This window comes from Paenibacillus amylolyticus (assembly GCF_003719335.1).
Lineage (GTDB): Bacteria > Bacillota > Bacilli > Paenibacillales > Paenibacillaceae > Paenibacillus > Paenibacillus amylolyticus_D.
In genome coordinates, this window is sequence record NZ_RIAS01000003.1 from 278,512 (window position 1) to 293,472 (window position 14,961).

General features: G+C 45.9%; 10 protein-coding genes. 2 read left to right on the forward strand and 8 right to left on the reverse strand.

What is annotated here, in order from left to right; genetic code table 11:
- Nucleotides 1–2 precede the first annotated feature (2 nt).
- Together EC604_RS07985 and EC604_RS07990 are read left to right on the forward strand one after the other, a co-directional pair.
- Nucleotides 3–1,730, forward strand: coding sequence for a cellulase family glycosylhydrolase (locus EC604_RS07985; protein WP_430538750.1), 1,728 nt, complete (start codon nt 3–5; stop codon nt 1,728–1,730).
- 58 nt (nt 1,731–1,788) lie between these two features.
- Nucleotides 1,789–2,688: a manganese catalase family protein gene (locus EC604_RS07990; protein WP_090924024.1), complete on the forward strand. Its 900-nt coding sequence runs from the start codon at nt 1,789–1,791 to the stop codon at nt 2,686–2,688.
- Nucleotides 2,689–2,853: 165 nt separating this feature from the next.
- On the opposite strand, the gene EC604_RS07995 is transcribed toward EC604_RS07990, so the two are convergent.
- The 8 genes from EC604_RS07995 to EC604_RS08030 all read right to left on the reverse strand — a co-directional run bounded on the left by EC604_RS07995 (nt 2,854) and on the right by EC604_RS08030 (nt 14,795).
- The gene (locus EC604_RS07995) at nt 2,854–4,839 is read right to left on the reverse strand and encodes a sucrose-specific PTS transporter subunit IIBC (protein WP_123063647.1); all 1,986 of its coding nucleotides are present in this window, start codon (nt 4,837–4,839) and stop codon (nt 2,854–2,856) included.
- Between the two features lie 26 nt (nt 4,840–4,865).
- A complete protein-coding gene (locus tag EC604_RS08000) occupies nt 4,866–6,356 on the reverse strand; it encodes a glycoside hydrolase family 32 protein (protein WP_123063648.1) in 1,491 nt (496 codons plus the stop codon).
- A 173-nt stretch (nt 6,357–6,529) separates the two neighbouring features.
- On the reverse strand, nt 6,530–7,513 hold the full coding sequence (locus tag EC604_RS08005) for a LacI family DNA-binding transcriptional regulator (RefSeq protein ID WP_123063649.1): 984 nt from the start codon (nt 7,511–7,513) through the stop codon (nt 6,530–6,532).
- A gap of 468 nt (nt 7,514–7,981) precedes the next feature.
- Complete coding sequence (locus tag EC604_RS08010; protein ID WP_123063650.1) at nt 7,982–9,655, reverse strand: ribonuclease J; 1,674 nt, start codon at nt 9,653–9,655, stop codon at nt 7,982–7,984.
- Nucleotides 9,656–9,814: 159 nt separating this feature from the next.
- Nucleotides 9,815–11,074, reverse strand: a complete 1,260-nt coding sequence (gene rhaA / locus EC604_RS08015; protein ID WP_123063651.1) for an L-rhamnose isomerase — start codon at nt 11,072–11,074, stop codon at nt 9,815–9,817.
- Nucleotides 11,075–11,087: 13 nt separating this feature from the next.
- Nucleotides 11,088–13,157, reverse strand: a complete 2,070-nt coding sequence (locus EC604_RS08020) for a bifunctional aldolase/short-chain dehydrogenase (RefSeq protein WP_123063652.1) — start codon at nt 13,155–13,157, stop codon at nt 11,088–11,090.
- 417 nt (nt 13,158–13,574) lie between these two features.
- Nucleotides 13,575–14,285 carry a trehalose operon repressor gene (treR, locus tag EC604_RS08025; RefSeq protein WP_123063653.1) on the reverse strand — a complete coding sequence of 237 codons (711 nt, stop codon included), beginning with the start codon at nt 14,283–14,285 and terminating at the stop codon, nt 13,575–13,577.
- 177 nt (nt 14,286–14,462) lie between these two features.
- Entirely contained in the window at nt 14,463–14,795 is a 333-nt protein-coding gene (locus EC604_RS08030; protein WP_123063654.1) for a hypothetical protein, read from the reverse strand.
- Nucleotides 14,796–14,961: the final 166 nt, after the last annotated feature.

Below are 14,961 nucleotides of genomic sequence, written 5' to 3' on the forward strand. Positions count from 1 at the left end.
TGATGCCAAAAAAACGAAAGTCCATCCTCTCGATCTCCGTGGCTGCCGCCTTGTTTCTGTCCTTGTTCTCGACGGCGATGACTTCTGCAGCTACAGACAACCTCGAACCCACCAGCAAACCAGCCCCCGTAAGTAAAATGCAAACCTATGTTAACGCGATGGAACCAGGCTGGAATCTGGGTAACTCGCTGGATGCTGTGGGGGATGATGAGACAGCTTGGGGCAACCCACGCATTACGAAAGAACTCATACAATCGATTGCCGATCAAGGGTACAAAAGCATACGTATCCCCGTTACCTGGGAAGCTCACATTGGTGACGAACCGGATTACAACATTGACGTTGCTTACATAAATCGGGTTCAGGAGATCGTAGGCTGGGCGCTTGAAGCTAACCTCTATGTGATGATCAATCTGCATCATGATTCCTGGCGCTGGATTAGCACCATGGAGAAAGACTATGATCACGTTCTTGCGCGCTACAATGCCATTTGGACACAGATTGCAAACAAATTCAAAGATGCACCCGAGAAACTGATGTTCGAAAGTGTCAATGAACCCCGCTTCACCGAAGGTGGCACTACGAATGCAGACACGGGATACCGCATGCTGGATACGTTAAACACGTCTTTTCATCATATCGTAAGATCGTCCGGCGGTAACAATGACACCCGTCCACTTGTACTGCCTACCATGCATACTTCATCGGCTCAGCCTGATCTGGATGCGCTGAATCAGACGATTCAAAAGCTGGATGATCCTAATCTCATCGCTACCGTACATTATTACGGGTTCTGGCCTTTCAGCGTGAACATTGCGGGATTCACCAAATTCAACGACGAAGTACAAAAGGACGTTACCGATACGTTTGACCGCGTTCACGATGCCTTTACAGCCAAAGGCATTCCAGTCATCATCGGTGAGTACGGTTTACTCGGGTTTGACCAGCATACAGGTGTGATTGAACAAGGTGAGAAATTGAAGTTTTTTGAATTCGTTGGACATTACTCACGTCGAAAACAGATGACCACCATGCTTTGGGACAATGGACAACATTTTGGACGCACTAGCTATACTTGGTCAGATCAACAACTGTTTGATATGATCCGGGCTAGCTGGAACGGACGTTCATCCACAGCAGAGACCGATCAAGTTTATCTGAAACAACATGAACTCATCCAGAATGTAAAAATTACTCTCCATTTGAATGGAAACCGCTTCTTTTCTCTGAAAAATGGTACAGCTCCACTTCTACGAGGTAAAGATTACACGATTCGAAACGGTGTGCTCACTTTAACATCAGATCTACTCTCCCGATTAACAACTGAAGGCAAACTAGGTGTAAATGCTACACTGACAGCCGGTTTTAGTGAAGGTGCAGACTGGACGCTGCATATTATTCAATACAACACACCTGTGTTAAGTGACGCACAGGGTACAACCAGTGCTTTCGCTATTCCTGTCACATTTGGTGGCGATCAGCTCGCAACGATGGAAGCGACCTATGCCAATGGAGAAAATGCTGGCCCTCAGAACTGGACATCATTTAAGGAATTTGCCTATACGTTTAGCCCGGATTATGATCGCAACGTCATTGAACTGAAACCCAACTTTTTTAACGAAACCAAAGATGGCGAAATTCAGCTCAAGTTCCATTTCTGGAGTGGTGCTGTGATTGAATATACCCTTACGAAAAATGGCACAAGCGTTAAGGGCACAACAATAGATTGAATAACGTACAAGTCAACCTTCATACCTTGATTGTAATGAGGATTGAGGAGGAGTTGACATGTTTAAACGTGTAGATCGTCTTGCCATTGAATTGCCTATTTCGAATAATCCGGATCCCAACGGAGCTAGTGCAGTTCAGGAATTGCTAGGTGGAAAATATGGCGAGATGTCGACGCTGAACAATTACATGTATCAGTCGTTTAACTTCAGAGGCAGATCCAAGCTGCGTCCTTTCTATGACATTGTCGCCAGTATTACGGCGGAAGAATTCGGTCATGTCGAACTTGTCGCCAACACGATTAATTTGATGCTCGAAGGCTCAACGTCACCTGGCGAACCAGACTCCACACCGCTTCGCATAGCCAAGGATTTACGTATGACTTCACATTTTATTGAATCCGCGCAGACAGCGCTGCCCTATGATTCCATGGGAAGACCCTGGAATGGCTCGTATGTCTTCAGTAGCGGTAATCTGATTCTGGATCTGCTTCATAATTTCTTTTTGGAATGTGGTGCAAGAACACACAAAATGAGAGTGTACGAAATGACCGACAACAATACGGCTCGTGAGATGACGGGTTATCTGCTTGTCCGAGGCGGTGTACACATTCTGGCATACGCCAAAGCACTGGAGATTGCGACCGGGGTCGACGTGACCAAGCTGATTCCGATCCCCTCTCTAGACAACAAAGCGTTTGAGACTACCCGCAAATGGGAAGCCATGGGTGAGCAACGCCGATTGTACACGTTCAGTGACAAGGATTATCAGCAGATTGCCCAGATATGGAAAGGTGTGCATCCTACCGACGGGGGTAAACTGGAAGCCTTTGCAGGTTTACCGGGATATGGAGGGCCAATTCCTGAACTTCCCGACTTGCCAGAAGAATTCGCTCCTGGTATATCCCCAGAAGACTTTCTTCAGATTGCAGAACGACTTAAACGGAATGCCGGACTGTAATAGCATCAGAAAAAGGGAAACCTGCGGAGGATGTCTCCACACGGTTTCCCTTGATTTTTGTAATTTTTATCGTAACCTGATGTACCCTTTTTAAAGCAATGATTTAAGATTTAAGAAAGTTCATAGGGCTCTGTAACGGTTTACGTTGTTTTACGTGGCATTCACTTATTGCGGCTCCGTAAACTCTATCGTCAGCACTTTTCTTCCGTTCGCTTGCACAATGCCATTTGATATCGCTGTCACAGAAGCAATGGCGTCGTTCCCGCTTGGAATTAACACGGGTGTAATCAACGGAAGCCCAGCCTCCTCGATGATTTCCATATCAAATTCAATGAGAAGTTGCCCCGCAAGCACGGTATCTCCGCTTTTCACATGAGTAACAAAGCCTTTTCCTTTCAAACCGACGGTATTGATACCGATATGAACCAGCAGTTGAACTCCTGTCTCGTGTTCTAAAATAACTGCATGTTTACTCTTATCCATGACATGGGCAACAACGCCATCAAACGGAGCATATACTTTGCCTTCGGATGGCTCAATGGCGATGCCCTCTCCCATATGTTTTTCCGCAAATGCCGGATCAGGCACCTGCTCCAGTTCAACGATTGTACCATGGATCGGGGATGCGATCTCCAGCTGTTTCACTTTGGGACGAGATGCTGCGTTGACCGATTCCGTTACCGATGTAGAAGTAGATGAAGCTACGCCTGAAGCAGATGATACAATCGTCGATTCCACAGACAAACCGTTACCGGAAGCTGTCTCTACAGATTGATCTTTATAACCGAAGAACCATGTCAGTGCAAAAGCAATCGCCATTGCCGTTACGTTGGACAAGATATACAAAGGCAATTGACTATTCAGATACAGAAGTGTTCCGGGAATTACCGTCACGGCCATACCCGTACCTTGCAGATGGAAGAGCGAAGCGATGAAGCCACCTACTGCTCCCCCGATCAATCCCATCACAAATGGTTTCATATAACGCAGATTCACACCAAAGATTGCTGGTTCAGTGATACCAAGGAATGCCGATAACGATGAAGGAAGCGCGAGTGCTTTGAGCTTCATATTTTTGGTTTTCAAACCCACGGCAAGACATGCCGCCCCCTGTGCAGCCATCGCACATGTAATAATCGCGTTAAACGGATTGAAACCCGTTTTCTCAAGCAATTGAATCTCCAGAAAGTTAAAGATATGATGTACACCCGTAACCACGATAATCTGATGGAAGAAGCCAATTATAATACCAGCGATTCCGTAAGGCAGATCAAGTACAGCCGTTGTGCCATGCAGCACCCACTCTTCAAGTGAGTGAAATACAGGGCCAATGGCGAATAGTCCCAGCGTGATCATTACCGTTAGCGTAATAAATGGAGTTAAAATCAAATCCAGTGCCTCAGGCACACGTCTACGCAATACTTTTTCAAACTTCGCACCAAGCAAACCTACAAAAAAGGCAGGCAGTACCGAGCCCTGATATCCTACGACGGGAATAAAGCCGAACATATGCAAGGGTTGCGCCGAACCATCAGCTACAGCATAAGCATTCGGCAGCGCTGGATTCACGAGCATTAGGCCAAGTACAATCCCGAGAACCGGACTCCCGCCGAATACGCGGAATGCGGACCAGGCGACAAGCGCAGGCAGGAATGCAAAAGCTGTATCCGTTAGAATCTGCGTGAACAGCAGAAAGTTTGGCGATATGTCGTCAGGCGTCGCACCGAACCATGCCAGAATTTCATTTTGCGTAAGCAGACCGCGCAGACCCATGAACAACCCTGTTGCCACAAGCACAGGAATAATCGGAACAAAGACGTCACCAAATGTGCGAATAGCCCGCTGAAATGCATTGCCTTCCTTTTTCCCCTGACTCTTCACATCTTCTTTCGATGTCCCTTCGATCCCCTGCTTCTCCACCTCTTCAAAAATTCGGTTGACCGTACCTGTGCCGAAAATAATTTGATATTGTCCCGAGTTGAAAAAGGCACCCTTCACCTTGTCGATGTTCTCAACTTGTTTCTGATCAATCTGCTCTTTATCCTTCACCATGATGCGAAGCCGTGTTGCACAATGTGCAAAGGAGGCGATATTGTCTTTTCCCCCGACGGCCTGGATGACCTCTTTGGCAATGCGCCCATTATCCGACATGTTGTCTCATTCCTTTCTCATTCAATCTAAACCTTCCACATAACCGCTCTGAAATCAGCCTTGCCTCCGTGTGCAAAAAATCGAATATCTGTACTGTCCCGGCTTGGGAAGATTCGGCTCGTGAAGACTTCCTGTCCATCGTTGACAAATATCTCAACCGAGGACGAATCCACGAACAGATGCAGCTTAATTAGAGCATCTGCATCCATACCTTCATTTAAAGCACAGGTGCGAATGACACCATTGGCTTCGGGGAGCGGTGCACCTGACTGACTGCGATCCAACATAAGTTTGCGCTGCAGGCGATCATACTGAATGACTGTTTTCTCCGTATCACTCGCCCTAAACTCAATGCCCACAAGGTCTGCATCATTGTCGCTAATCTCACATTGGAGTTCGTAAGCGATACCATTTAAGCCTGTAAAGGATCGGCTTCCATTGCGAAGTGAGTCCTGAGCCATAATACCTTGCTGATCCTTGCGCAACTGGGCCATTTCAGGAACGGGTTGCTGAATAAGCTTGCCACCTCGGATCGATAATTGCCGTGGAATCGTTAAACAATGGGCCCAGCCACTCTCGTCTGTGGGATACGCCAGATCAGGAAGTCCCATCCATGCAACCAGAATTCGTCTTCCGTCTGGTGATTGCATGGTCTGGGGCGCATAAAAATCAAATCCACGATCCAGTTCGTCAAACTTCCCATGTATGAATTCTCTCGTCTCCAGGTTCAGAGGTTCACCAATCAGATATCCCGATTGATAAATGTTCTGGTATCGGTCGGATTCGGCCGGAATGCCCTGTGGTGAGAAAATGAGTACGCCGTGACCTTCCAATTCCAGATAGTCGGGGCATTCCCACATGTATCCGTAGGCAGTTAATGTTGTGATGATCTCCCCAAGAAACTGCCAATGTTTCAAGTCTGCCGACCGATAAAGAACCGTACATCCTGTCTCATCCGTACGCTGGGCTCCAATGACACCATAATAGACATCTTCGTGCAGCCACACCTTTGGATCTCGGAAATGCTCGGTATATCCAGGCGGTACGTCAGAAATGACAGGATGCTCGAATTTCGTCACCACATTCTTCTCATCCATGAACGCCAAACACTGAAACGGATGTCGAATCCAGTTCTCATCCCGCGTATTGCCTGTGTAGATCAGGTTTAACTTGCCATCTTTTTCAATCGCACTTCCGGAATATGCTCCATGCGAGTCATAAGGAGTTCCGGGTTCAATCGCAATGCCAACATTCTCCCAGTCCACCAAATTGCTTGAGCGAGTATGATACCAATATTTCATGCCGTGCTCCGTTCCAAGAGGGAACCATTGATAGAACAGATGGTAGTAACCTTCATAGAAGGAAAATCCGTTAGGATCGTTAAGCAGACCGGTTACGGGCTGAATATGATAACTCTGTCTCCAGGGACATGTGGCGATCTTAGCTTCCAGTGTAGCAATCTCTCCCGGTTCAGCTTGCTCAATTCGCCGATAGAGCTGCTTTCTTGTCATTTTCATACGTCATACAATCTCCAATCATAGTGCAAAATCAGAAGTCCCTTTTTCAAAGGAACCGGTTCCAATGTGGGTAAAAAAATAATCCCATACAACATTGTTGCTCCCCGGTATCATCATTCTCACACTAAAACTTGAGTGGAACCGGTTCGATGGAATTATCATAATGGATCAATTTATATTTTGTCAACGCTTTCTCGGAGAATTAATTCGACATCCATAACTGTGTGCTGACTCACACTCTCCCCTTTAACGAGCTTGCTGATATGGTTCGCCGCGAGTTTTCCAGCCTGTAAATAATGATATTTTACGGTTGTCAGCGTCGGATGAATCATTTCAGTGATATCGTATCCGCCGAACCCGGCTACTGACAATTGCTGGGGGATGCTAATTTTTTGAAAGGACGCTGTTTTCATAACGCCCATCGCAATATTATCTGTCGCTGCAACGATAAGAGAGGGTCTATTTTTTTCCAGAATCTCCGCTGCCGTAATCACTGCTTCTGACATTTTGAAGCTCGTTTCATAATACCTTACCGTACAATCACTGCACTCATCAATCGCCTGTTTAAACCCTTGTTTACGATGAATACCTACGGCCTGATCTTTCTCGCTTACTCCCAGGTACACAATCTCTCGATGCCCCTGTTCCACAACATATTCCCCCATGAGATATCCAGCTTGTTCGTCGTTGTGAATAAGACTATGCAGTAACTCATGCTGCTGTCCTACCAGTAACACGGGAATCTGGATGTCTTCAATGGCCTTCAGGTGTGCATCTGTAATTTCAGCAGCAAGTAGAATGATCCCGGATACTTTTTGTCTGGCAAAATCATAAATCGCATCAATCTCTCGTTGCATATCCTGGCTCGTGTTGGCAATGAGCATCTGATATTGCAGTCCTCTTAGCTCCTCATCGATGCCGATCAGCGTCTGTGATGTCGCATAGGAATCCAGTCGCGGAACCACTGTACCGATAATGCTGGTCTTTTTTGCTTTGAGACTCTGTGCAAAAGTGTTCGGAACATAATTATATTGTTTAATAATATGCTCAATCTTCTGACGGGTATCTTCGCTGACCGAGCCGCCGTTCAGGAAACGAGATACGGTACTCTTCGCCACACCTGCCATCTGAGCGATATCTGAAATCGTTTTATTCATAAGAAACTCCTTTTGATCTAAATGAATTGCACGAAATATGATTTACACGTTCACTTCGATGTCAGAATAACCTTCCAACCGCTGTTATCCCCAGATTTTATGAATTCCCTTTTCTATAAGGAGAAAATCCGGTGATAAGCGTATGCTTCCGATGCAGCTTTCTTTCAGAAAGCTTTTAGGCGGCCGCTCCGCTTTTCCAGGTTTTTTCTGTCCTCTCCGTTTCTGTGTAAATAATGAGTCTAAATTATTTATAAAATCATTCATTTATGTATTATAACTTAAATCGCGAAGCTCATCGAATATGAGCAGGATGACATAGCAAAAAAGCCCGATTCACGCAGAAGCTCACAGCGTCGTGTGCTACATACGAATCGAACCGAGCTTGGCAAAGTCATTTTGAAGACACAAACTCTAAGACATCAGGCACGGATGGTCTTCCGTTCTGCCTGCAAACATCATTTAGTTCAATCATACCTCAATAATAATCGGCAAAATCATAGGTCTGCGCTTGGTTTGCGCATAAATGTAATGGCCGATCTCATCTTTCAGCTTCCGTTTGATCACATTCCACTGATTGACCCCGGCACCCGTTAATTCATCCATCCGGTTAACGACCCGTTCATGAATCTCCTTCATGAATTGTTCCGAGTCCTTCACAAAAACAAAACCTCTGGAGATGATCTCCGGGGAGGCAACCATTTGTTTTTCTGTTTTACTAAGCGTGGTTACAATGACCAGCATCCCATCCGATGATAGCTGCCTGCGATCCCGAAGCACAATATTGCCGACGTCACCGATAATAAGCCCGTCAACCAAGCTGTTACCTGAGGCAATCTTCGGACCTAATGAAGCCGTTCCGTCTCTGTATTCCACCATATCTCCATTATTGACGATAAACACACGACTTTGCTCAATCCCTACAGATTCCGCAAGCAATCTGTGCTGATACAACATCCGGAATTCACCGTGAATCGGTACCAAATAATCCGGCTTCATCAGCGTAAGCATCAGTTTCAGCTCTTCCTGACTGCCATGACCGGATACGTGCATTCCCGCCGCTCCGCTGGAGCCATAAATCACACGAGCACCCAGAACATACAGGTTGTCGATGACATGGGCAAGGTTCCTTTCGTTGCCAGGTATGGCTCCTGCTGCAATGATAACCGTATCTCCAGATTCAATGCTAACTTGAGGATGTTTGCCCGCAGCCAGCCTGGACAAGGCAGCCATCGCCTCTCCCTGGCTTCCCGTACATAGCACAACCACCTGCTCCCGCGGAAACTGTCCTGAATCAGCGGCTTCAATCAATAGTCCGTCGGGAACGTCGAGATAACCGAGTTCACTTGCAACATTCACGACGTTAATCATGCTTCGTCCAAGCAATGCCAGCTTGCGGCCAGTCTGAAACGCAGCATTCACGATCTGTTGAACTCTGCTGATATTGGATGCGAAGGTAGAGATAAACACCTTTTGCTTCGCACGAATAAATGCATCCAGAATATGGTCCCCGACAACACGTTCTGAAGGAGTGAATCCCGGTCTTTCGGCATTGGTGCTCTCGGAAAGCAGCACATGCACCCCTTGTTTCCCGATCTCAGCCATGCGGTGTAAATCCGGGAAAGGACCGTTTACAGGGGACATATCAAATTTGAAGTCTCCCGTGTGCACCACATTGCCTGCCGGCGTTTGAAAGAAAATACCCAGACAGTCCGGGATGCTGTGACTCGTTGCAAAAAAAGAAACATCGATACTGCCCAGCTTGAGCTGAGAGTTTGCGTCAATGGTGTGCAGATCGGATTGGCGCAGCAGGTTATGCTCTCTCAATTTCAACTCAATTAGACCTCGTGTTAGCCTGGAAGCGTAAACGGGGATATTGATTTGTTTTAGAAGATACGGAATTCCACCAATATGATCCTCATGTCCATGCGTGACTACAAGGGCCTTTACTTTATCCTGATTTTCGAGCAAATACGTAACATCCGGCACGATGAGATCAATGCCTGGCATCGTTTCATCCGGGAACTTCGAACCACAGTCAATCACAATGATGTCTTGATCATACTGAATCAAATACATGTTTTTCCCGATTTCATTCACGCCGCCAAGTGCAGCTATATATAGTTTGTTATGAGCAAACTTCAAAATGCTTTCACCCTCCTCTGGATCTCATCCTTAATTTCTTCTTATGTATTCCTAGTATGGAAGGAATCGCCTTGGTTATGCATAACAGCGGATATACGCGAAAAACCACGTACGGAACGTTCGTTCCGACGTGGTCTATGAGATTCCATCATATAACAATTATGTTCTTTGCAAAAGAACGTCCTGCTCGTAGGATTTAACTTCTTTAATCCACTGTTCACGTACAGGCACACCTTGCTGAGCACAATAGTAGTCCCATACTGCGCCAAATGGATAGGATTTGAACTCCTCCGTCAAGGCCAGGCGTGTCGTGTAATCTCCATCCAGCTCCGCCTGTTTTAAAGCTTCTACCGGTTCCAGCATAGCTCGCAGCAAAGCTTTAATGGTGTTGCGCGTACCGACAACCCATGCAGCTACGCGGTTAATACTGGCGTCAAAGAAGTCCAGTCCGATATGTGTTGTGCCGAGAAGCTCATGACGCACCAATTCACGGGCAATTTCAAGCAATTCGTCGTCCATAATAACAACATGATCGCTGTCCCAGCGCATCGGACGGCTAACGTGAAGCAGAATACCGCTCGTGAATAATGCCAGAGAGGACAGCTTGTTTGATATCACTTCTGTTGGATGAAAATGACCGGCATCCAGGCAGATTAACGTATCATTTTGCAACCCGTATCCCATATAAAACTCATGTGAACCGACAACATAAGCTTCTGAACCAAGACCAAACAGCTTGCTTTCAACCGCATCCAGATTGTGCTTCGGATTCAGCGGTTCGGCAAATACTTCGTCCAATGAGTCCTTCAGACGTTTGCGGGGAGACATCCGGTCAACAGGGTTGTCCTTGAAACCATCCGGTACCCATACATTGGTCACACAGGTTTGGCCCAGTTGTTCGCCGAAATACGCACCAATTCGCCGAGAAGCTTTGCAATGATCAATCCAGAATTTGCGAATCTCGGGGTCAGGATGACTGAGTGTGAAGCCGTCGCTTGATTTTTCATGTGAGAAACACGTTGGGTTGAAGTCCAGTCCAAGGCCGTGCTCTTTCGCCCATTTTACCCAGTTTTCGTAATGTCTTGGCTCAATCTGATCCAGCTCCACCTGTTCGTCTGTATCGGCATAGATCGCATGCAGATTGACTTTATGTTTACCGGGAATGAGAGCAAAAGCTTTCTCCAGGTCTGCACGAAGCTCCGCAGGGGTTGTTGCTGCGCCCGGATAGTTTCCCGTAACCGATATGCCACCCGTCAGTTCACCTTCCTGGTTGAGAAAACCTTTGACATCATCTCCTTGCCAGCAGTGTACGGATACTTTGATATCTGCCAGCTTATTTAATACATCATCTGTATTGATGCCATGTTGAGCATATAAAGACTTCGCAGCTTGGTACGCTTGTTCCACCTGATTTTGCATCGATTTAACCTCCTTAACGTGTAAATGCTGCGGGTACACCACCATCAATAGTCAGCATACAACCTGTCGTTTTCTCCGATTTCGATGAAGCGAAGAAGGCAATGCCTTCCGCGATATCCCTCGGATAGATGTTAACGAGCAGCGTTGTGCGTTTGCGATAATATTCTTCCAACTGATCCGGTTCAATGCCGTATGCGGCGGCACGTTCGTTCCTCCAAGATCCGTTCCAGATCGCAGAACCTTGCAGGATCGCATCCGGTAATATGGTATTGACACGAATGCCATATTCGCCGCCTTCCGCCGCAATGCAGCGAGCCAGATGGGCTTCGAGTGCCTTGGCCGAGCTGTAAGCAGAAGCACTTTTACCTGCATATACCGAGTTTTTCGATCCGATGAAGACCATGCTTCCACCGATCCCCTGCTCTTTCATCAATTTGAATGCTTCGCGAGCAACCAGGAAATAACCCGTGCCCAGCACGCTCATATTCAGATTCCATTCCTTCAATGAAGTTTCGTCAAATGGACTGGATGTAGCCAGACCGGCATTGTTAACGATGATATCCACACCACCGTATTGCAGAGCCGTTTCTGCATAAGCTGCCTGTACCGCTTCTTCATCTGTCACGTCCATCTTGAGTGCAAATGCACGATTGGCACCGTATTGATCGTTAATTTCCTGTGCTACCTTCTGTGCGCCTTCCAGATTCAAATCTGCAAGCACAACATGTGCGCCTTCCGAAACGAGTTTACGTGCTGTTTCACTACCGATACCGCCTGCACCGCCCGTAATAAAGGCAACTTTGCGAGAAAACTCTGTTTCTGCAGGGGCCAGCGACAACTTATATAGCTCCAGCGGCCAGTATTCCACATTGTAAGATTCGTTCGCACTGAGCGAAACGAATTTACCGAGGCTTGTTGCCCCGCGCATAACTGCAATCGCCCGATGATACAACGCACCGCTGACTTGGGACAACGCCCAGCTTTTGCCTGTATTGATCATACCTACGCCAGGAATGAGAATAACGCGAGGAGCCGCTTCGAACATCACATCGCCTTCATTTTTGTTGCCTTCAAAATATTGCTTATATTGTTCTTTGTACGCGGCGATGCCTTCCGCAAGCTTTGCTTTTAATCCATCAATATCATCCGCATTCGGCGTCCAGTCAATAAACAGCGGCACCACTTTGGTATGTACCAGATGATCTGGACAAGCCGCGCCAACCTGAGACAACTGCGGAGAATCTGCTCCACCTGCAAAAGCAAGTACATCCTCCTGATCGTCAAAGGACAAAATCATTTTTTTGCTGTCCGACACGGCCCCGCGAATGACAGGCATCACACGAGCAGCAATCTGACGACGAACTTCAGCAGGAAGTGCTTGGTGTTTTACTCCGCCAAAGAGATTAGCTTCATTAACACGTGCCTCGATGAATGCTTCTGCTTCATTAATGATCTTGATCGTCTGTACGTAACATTCCTCAGAGCTTTCTCCCCAAGTCACTAGACCGTGCTTCTCCATGAGAACTAGCTCTGCATTCGGATTTGCGGATACGCTTTCAGCAATCATTTTGGAGAGTGTAAAACCTGGGCGCACATAAGGAACCCACACAAAACGCTCTCCATATATTTCACGTGCCAGCTCTTTCCCGTTATCTGCACAGCAGAGACTGATAATCGCATCCGGGTGAGTATGATCCACATGTTTGAACGGGAGAAACGCATGCAGCAGCGTTTCAATAGAAGCTCGCGGATGTTTCGCATCAATCATGCAATGCCCGAGATATTCAACCATCTCTTCATCTGACATCGAGTCACGTTCCATGAGCGGGCCGATATCTTCAAGCGCCAGTCCGGTAAAATGCTTTGCTTCCATGGAACCGAGATCCGAGCCGCTCCCCTTCACATACATCACTTCGACATCACGACCGCGGAAATCCTTTACTGTTGTTTTAGTAGATGTGTTACCCCCATAAATATTGCAAACCCGACGATCTGTTCCGATCAGATTAGAGCGGTAAACTAATTGTTCAAGCCCTGTTGTTTTCTCTGATGCCTTCGCTGCATTCCATAAACTCTGTACCATTTGTTCCCCTCCGATAATGTTTGTTTTCTTCCTAAATCCGAGTTTATCATCTTTGTTTTGTTTTGAAAACAAATATTTTATGAGAGAAAACAGAAAAATACAAAGAATACCTATAGAAAGCAACTTTTATTTCGTTTTATTATTTGAGATGTGAAAAACAAACAGCACATCAACCCTATATCATGCTTTGTCCTGTCACTTACCGTGCAGCTTCATTTCAACAACTCTATAACTTCTTCTGTATGCTTCTCCCTCCCCCATAGATGAAATGTTTTCAAACGTTTTTAATCTTGTATGACAAAAAGAGTACCCGATCACATCTGATTACAGTGACCTGATACTCTTTGCTTGTCGACATTAGGTAACGTATTTAATTACCGAGTACGTATAGCTTATTTTCTTAACTTTCTACTCCAATTACTTGCGTCTGGCAAAGTCCACAAATGTGAACTTGTCCGGTCGATGACGTGATTCCGTATACTGGAACTGGCTAGTATCTTCAAGATACACCTGACTTCTCACGACAACAACATTGTGAAAACCTTCAAGATCAAGTAACTCGCGATCTTCAGCCGTAGGCTCCTCTACCAATATTTCTTTCTTGGCATAAGATATCGATAGCCCAAGTTTCTGTTCGATATACTCATAGATGGAGTCATTACAGATTTCCTGGTTCAGCCCTGGAATTAACCGCTGGCTGATATAGTCTTTGTCCAAAATGACATGTTCTCCATCTACAATGCGAACACGATTGATCTGCCACACTTGTTCATTCAGACCAAAGCTCGTCTTTTGGCTGAGCGCCTGATCCACCGTTTGTTCCTCAAACAGCTTTACCACCGTTTGTGCGCGGTGTCCCATCTTTTGTGCGAGCTCCTTAAAGCTAACGAGGCCTGACACGGGGAAATCAATTTTACGGATGTCGAGTACAATGGAACCTTTACCTTGAATCTTTTGGATGTAACCTTCTTCATATAGCATTTTCAGTGCTTTACGGATCGTTTCCCTTGATGTTTGATACCGTTCTGATAAATCCAGTTCTGATTGAAGCAGTGTGCCCGCTTCGATGTCTCCATTCCGAATACGTCCAGCAATATCTTCGTATATCCGGATAAATTTATTATTCATTTTTCATCACCATAGTTCATTACCCTTTTTATGTCATATTAGCAACTTATATAAACTGAACTAAAGATATTTATGTGTAAATTAATAGTCCAAAGTATATACAGTATCATTACACCAATAATAACATTAAAACCAATTCAAAGGGAATCTGTGATGCTTGCAATAACCTGCATCAGTTTATTCAGATTTGAAATTGATTGCTGTGCCGTGGTGGTCAATAATCGTCGATACGTTACCCGTGTTACCTCCGTAAAAAACGTTCGTACTTGGCAGTAATACGATTCGGTATTTTCCATCGCTGTTCATCTCCACTTTCACTTTGGAGGATTGTACCGCCTTCAATGAGGATGTATCGGATACTACCCCAATATTCTCTACCGTTGCTGTCATTGCTGTGCTCGCTTGGCTCCATTCAGGCATCAATGTATGAGGCGACAGTAATGCAAAAGCCAGCATTACTTTAGACATCTGCTCCGCTTGCTTTTTTAACCGTTTTCTTGAGTTTTTCAATACCTTGCTCCCCTTTTTGTGCACACAAAAAAAGGAGGCACCCCAACCAAGGAACAATGTCCTGAGTTGGGGTGCCTCCCCTAAAGTGTTAATTTTTATTGATTATAACGATTCGAAAATCGAATGTAAATACCTGGAATGGGGATGTGTATAAAATGTCCTTCTC

Excerpts from the sequence above, each read along its gene's own strand:
- EC604_RS08005 (WP_123063649.1), bottom strand. The coding sequence starts at position 7,513 with ATGAATAAAACGATTTCAGATATCGCTCAGATGGCAGGTGTGGCGAAG.
- EC604_RS08020 (WP_123063652.1), bottom strand. The coding sequence starts at position 13,157 with ATGGTACAGAGTTTATGGAATGCAGCGAAGGCATCAGAGAAAACAACA.
- EC604_RS07990 (WP_090924024.1), top strand. The coding sequence starts at position 1,789 with ATGTTTAAACGTGTAGATCGTCTTGCCATTGAATTGCCTATTTCGAAT.
- rhaA (WP_123063651.1), bottom strand. The coding sequence starts at position 11,074 with ATGCAAAATCAGGTGGAACAAGCGTACCAAGCTGCGAAGTCTTTATAT.
- EC604_RS07985 (WP_430538750.1), top strand. The coding sequence starts at position 3 with ATGCCAAAAAAACGAAAGTCCATCCTCTCGATCTCCGTGGCTGCCGCC.
- EC604_RS08000 (WP_123063648.1), bottom strand. The coding sequence starts at position 6,356 with ATGAAAATGACAAGAAAGCAGCTCTATCGGCGAATTGAGCAAGCTGAA.
- EC604_RS07995 (WP_123063647.1), bottom strand. The coding sequence starts at position 4,839 with ATGTCGGATAATGGGCGCATTGCCAAAGAGGTCATCCAGGCCGTCGGG.
- treR (WP_123063653.1), bottom strand. The coding sequence starts at position 14,285 with ATGAATAATAAATTTATCCGGATATACGAAGATATTGCTGGACGTATT.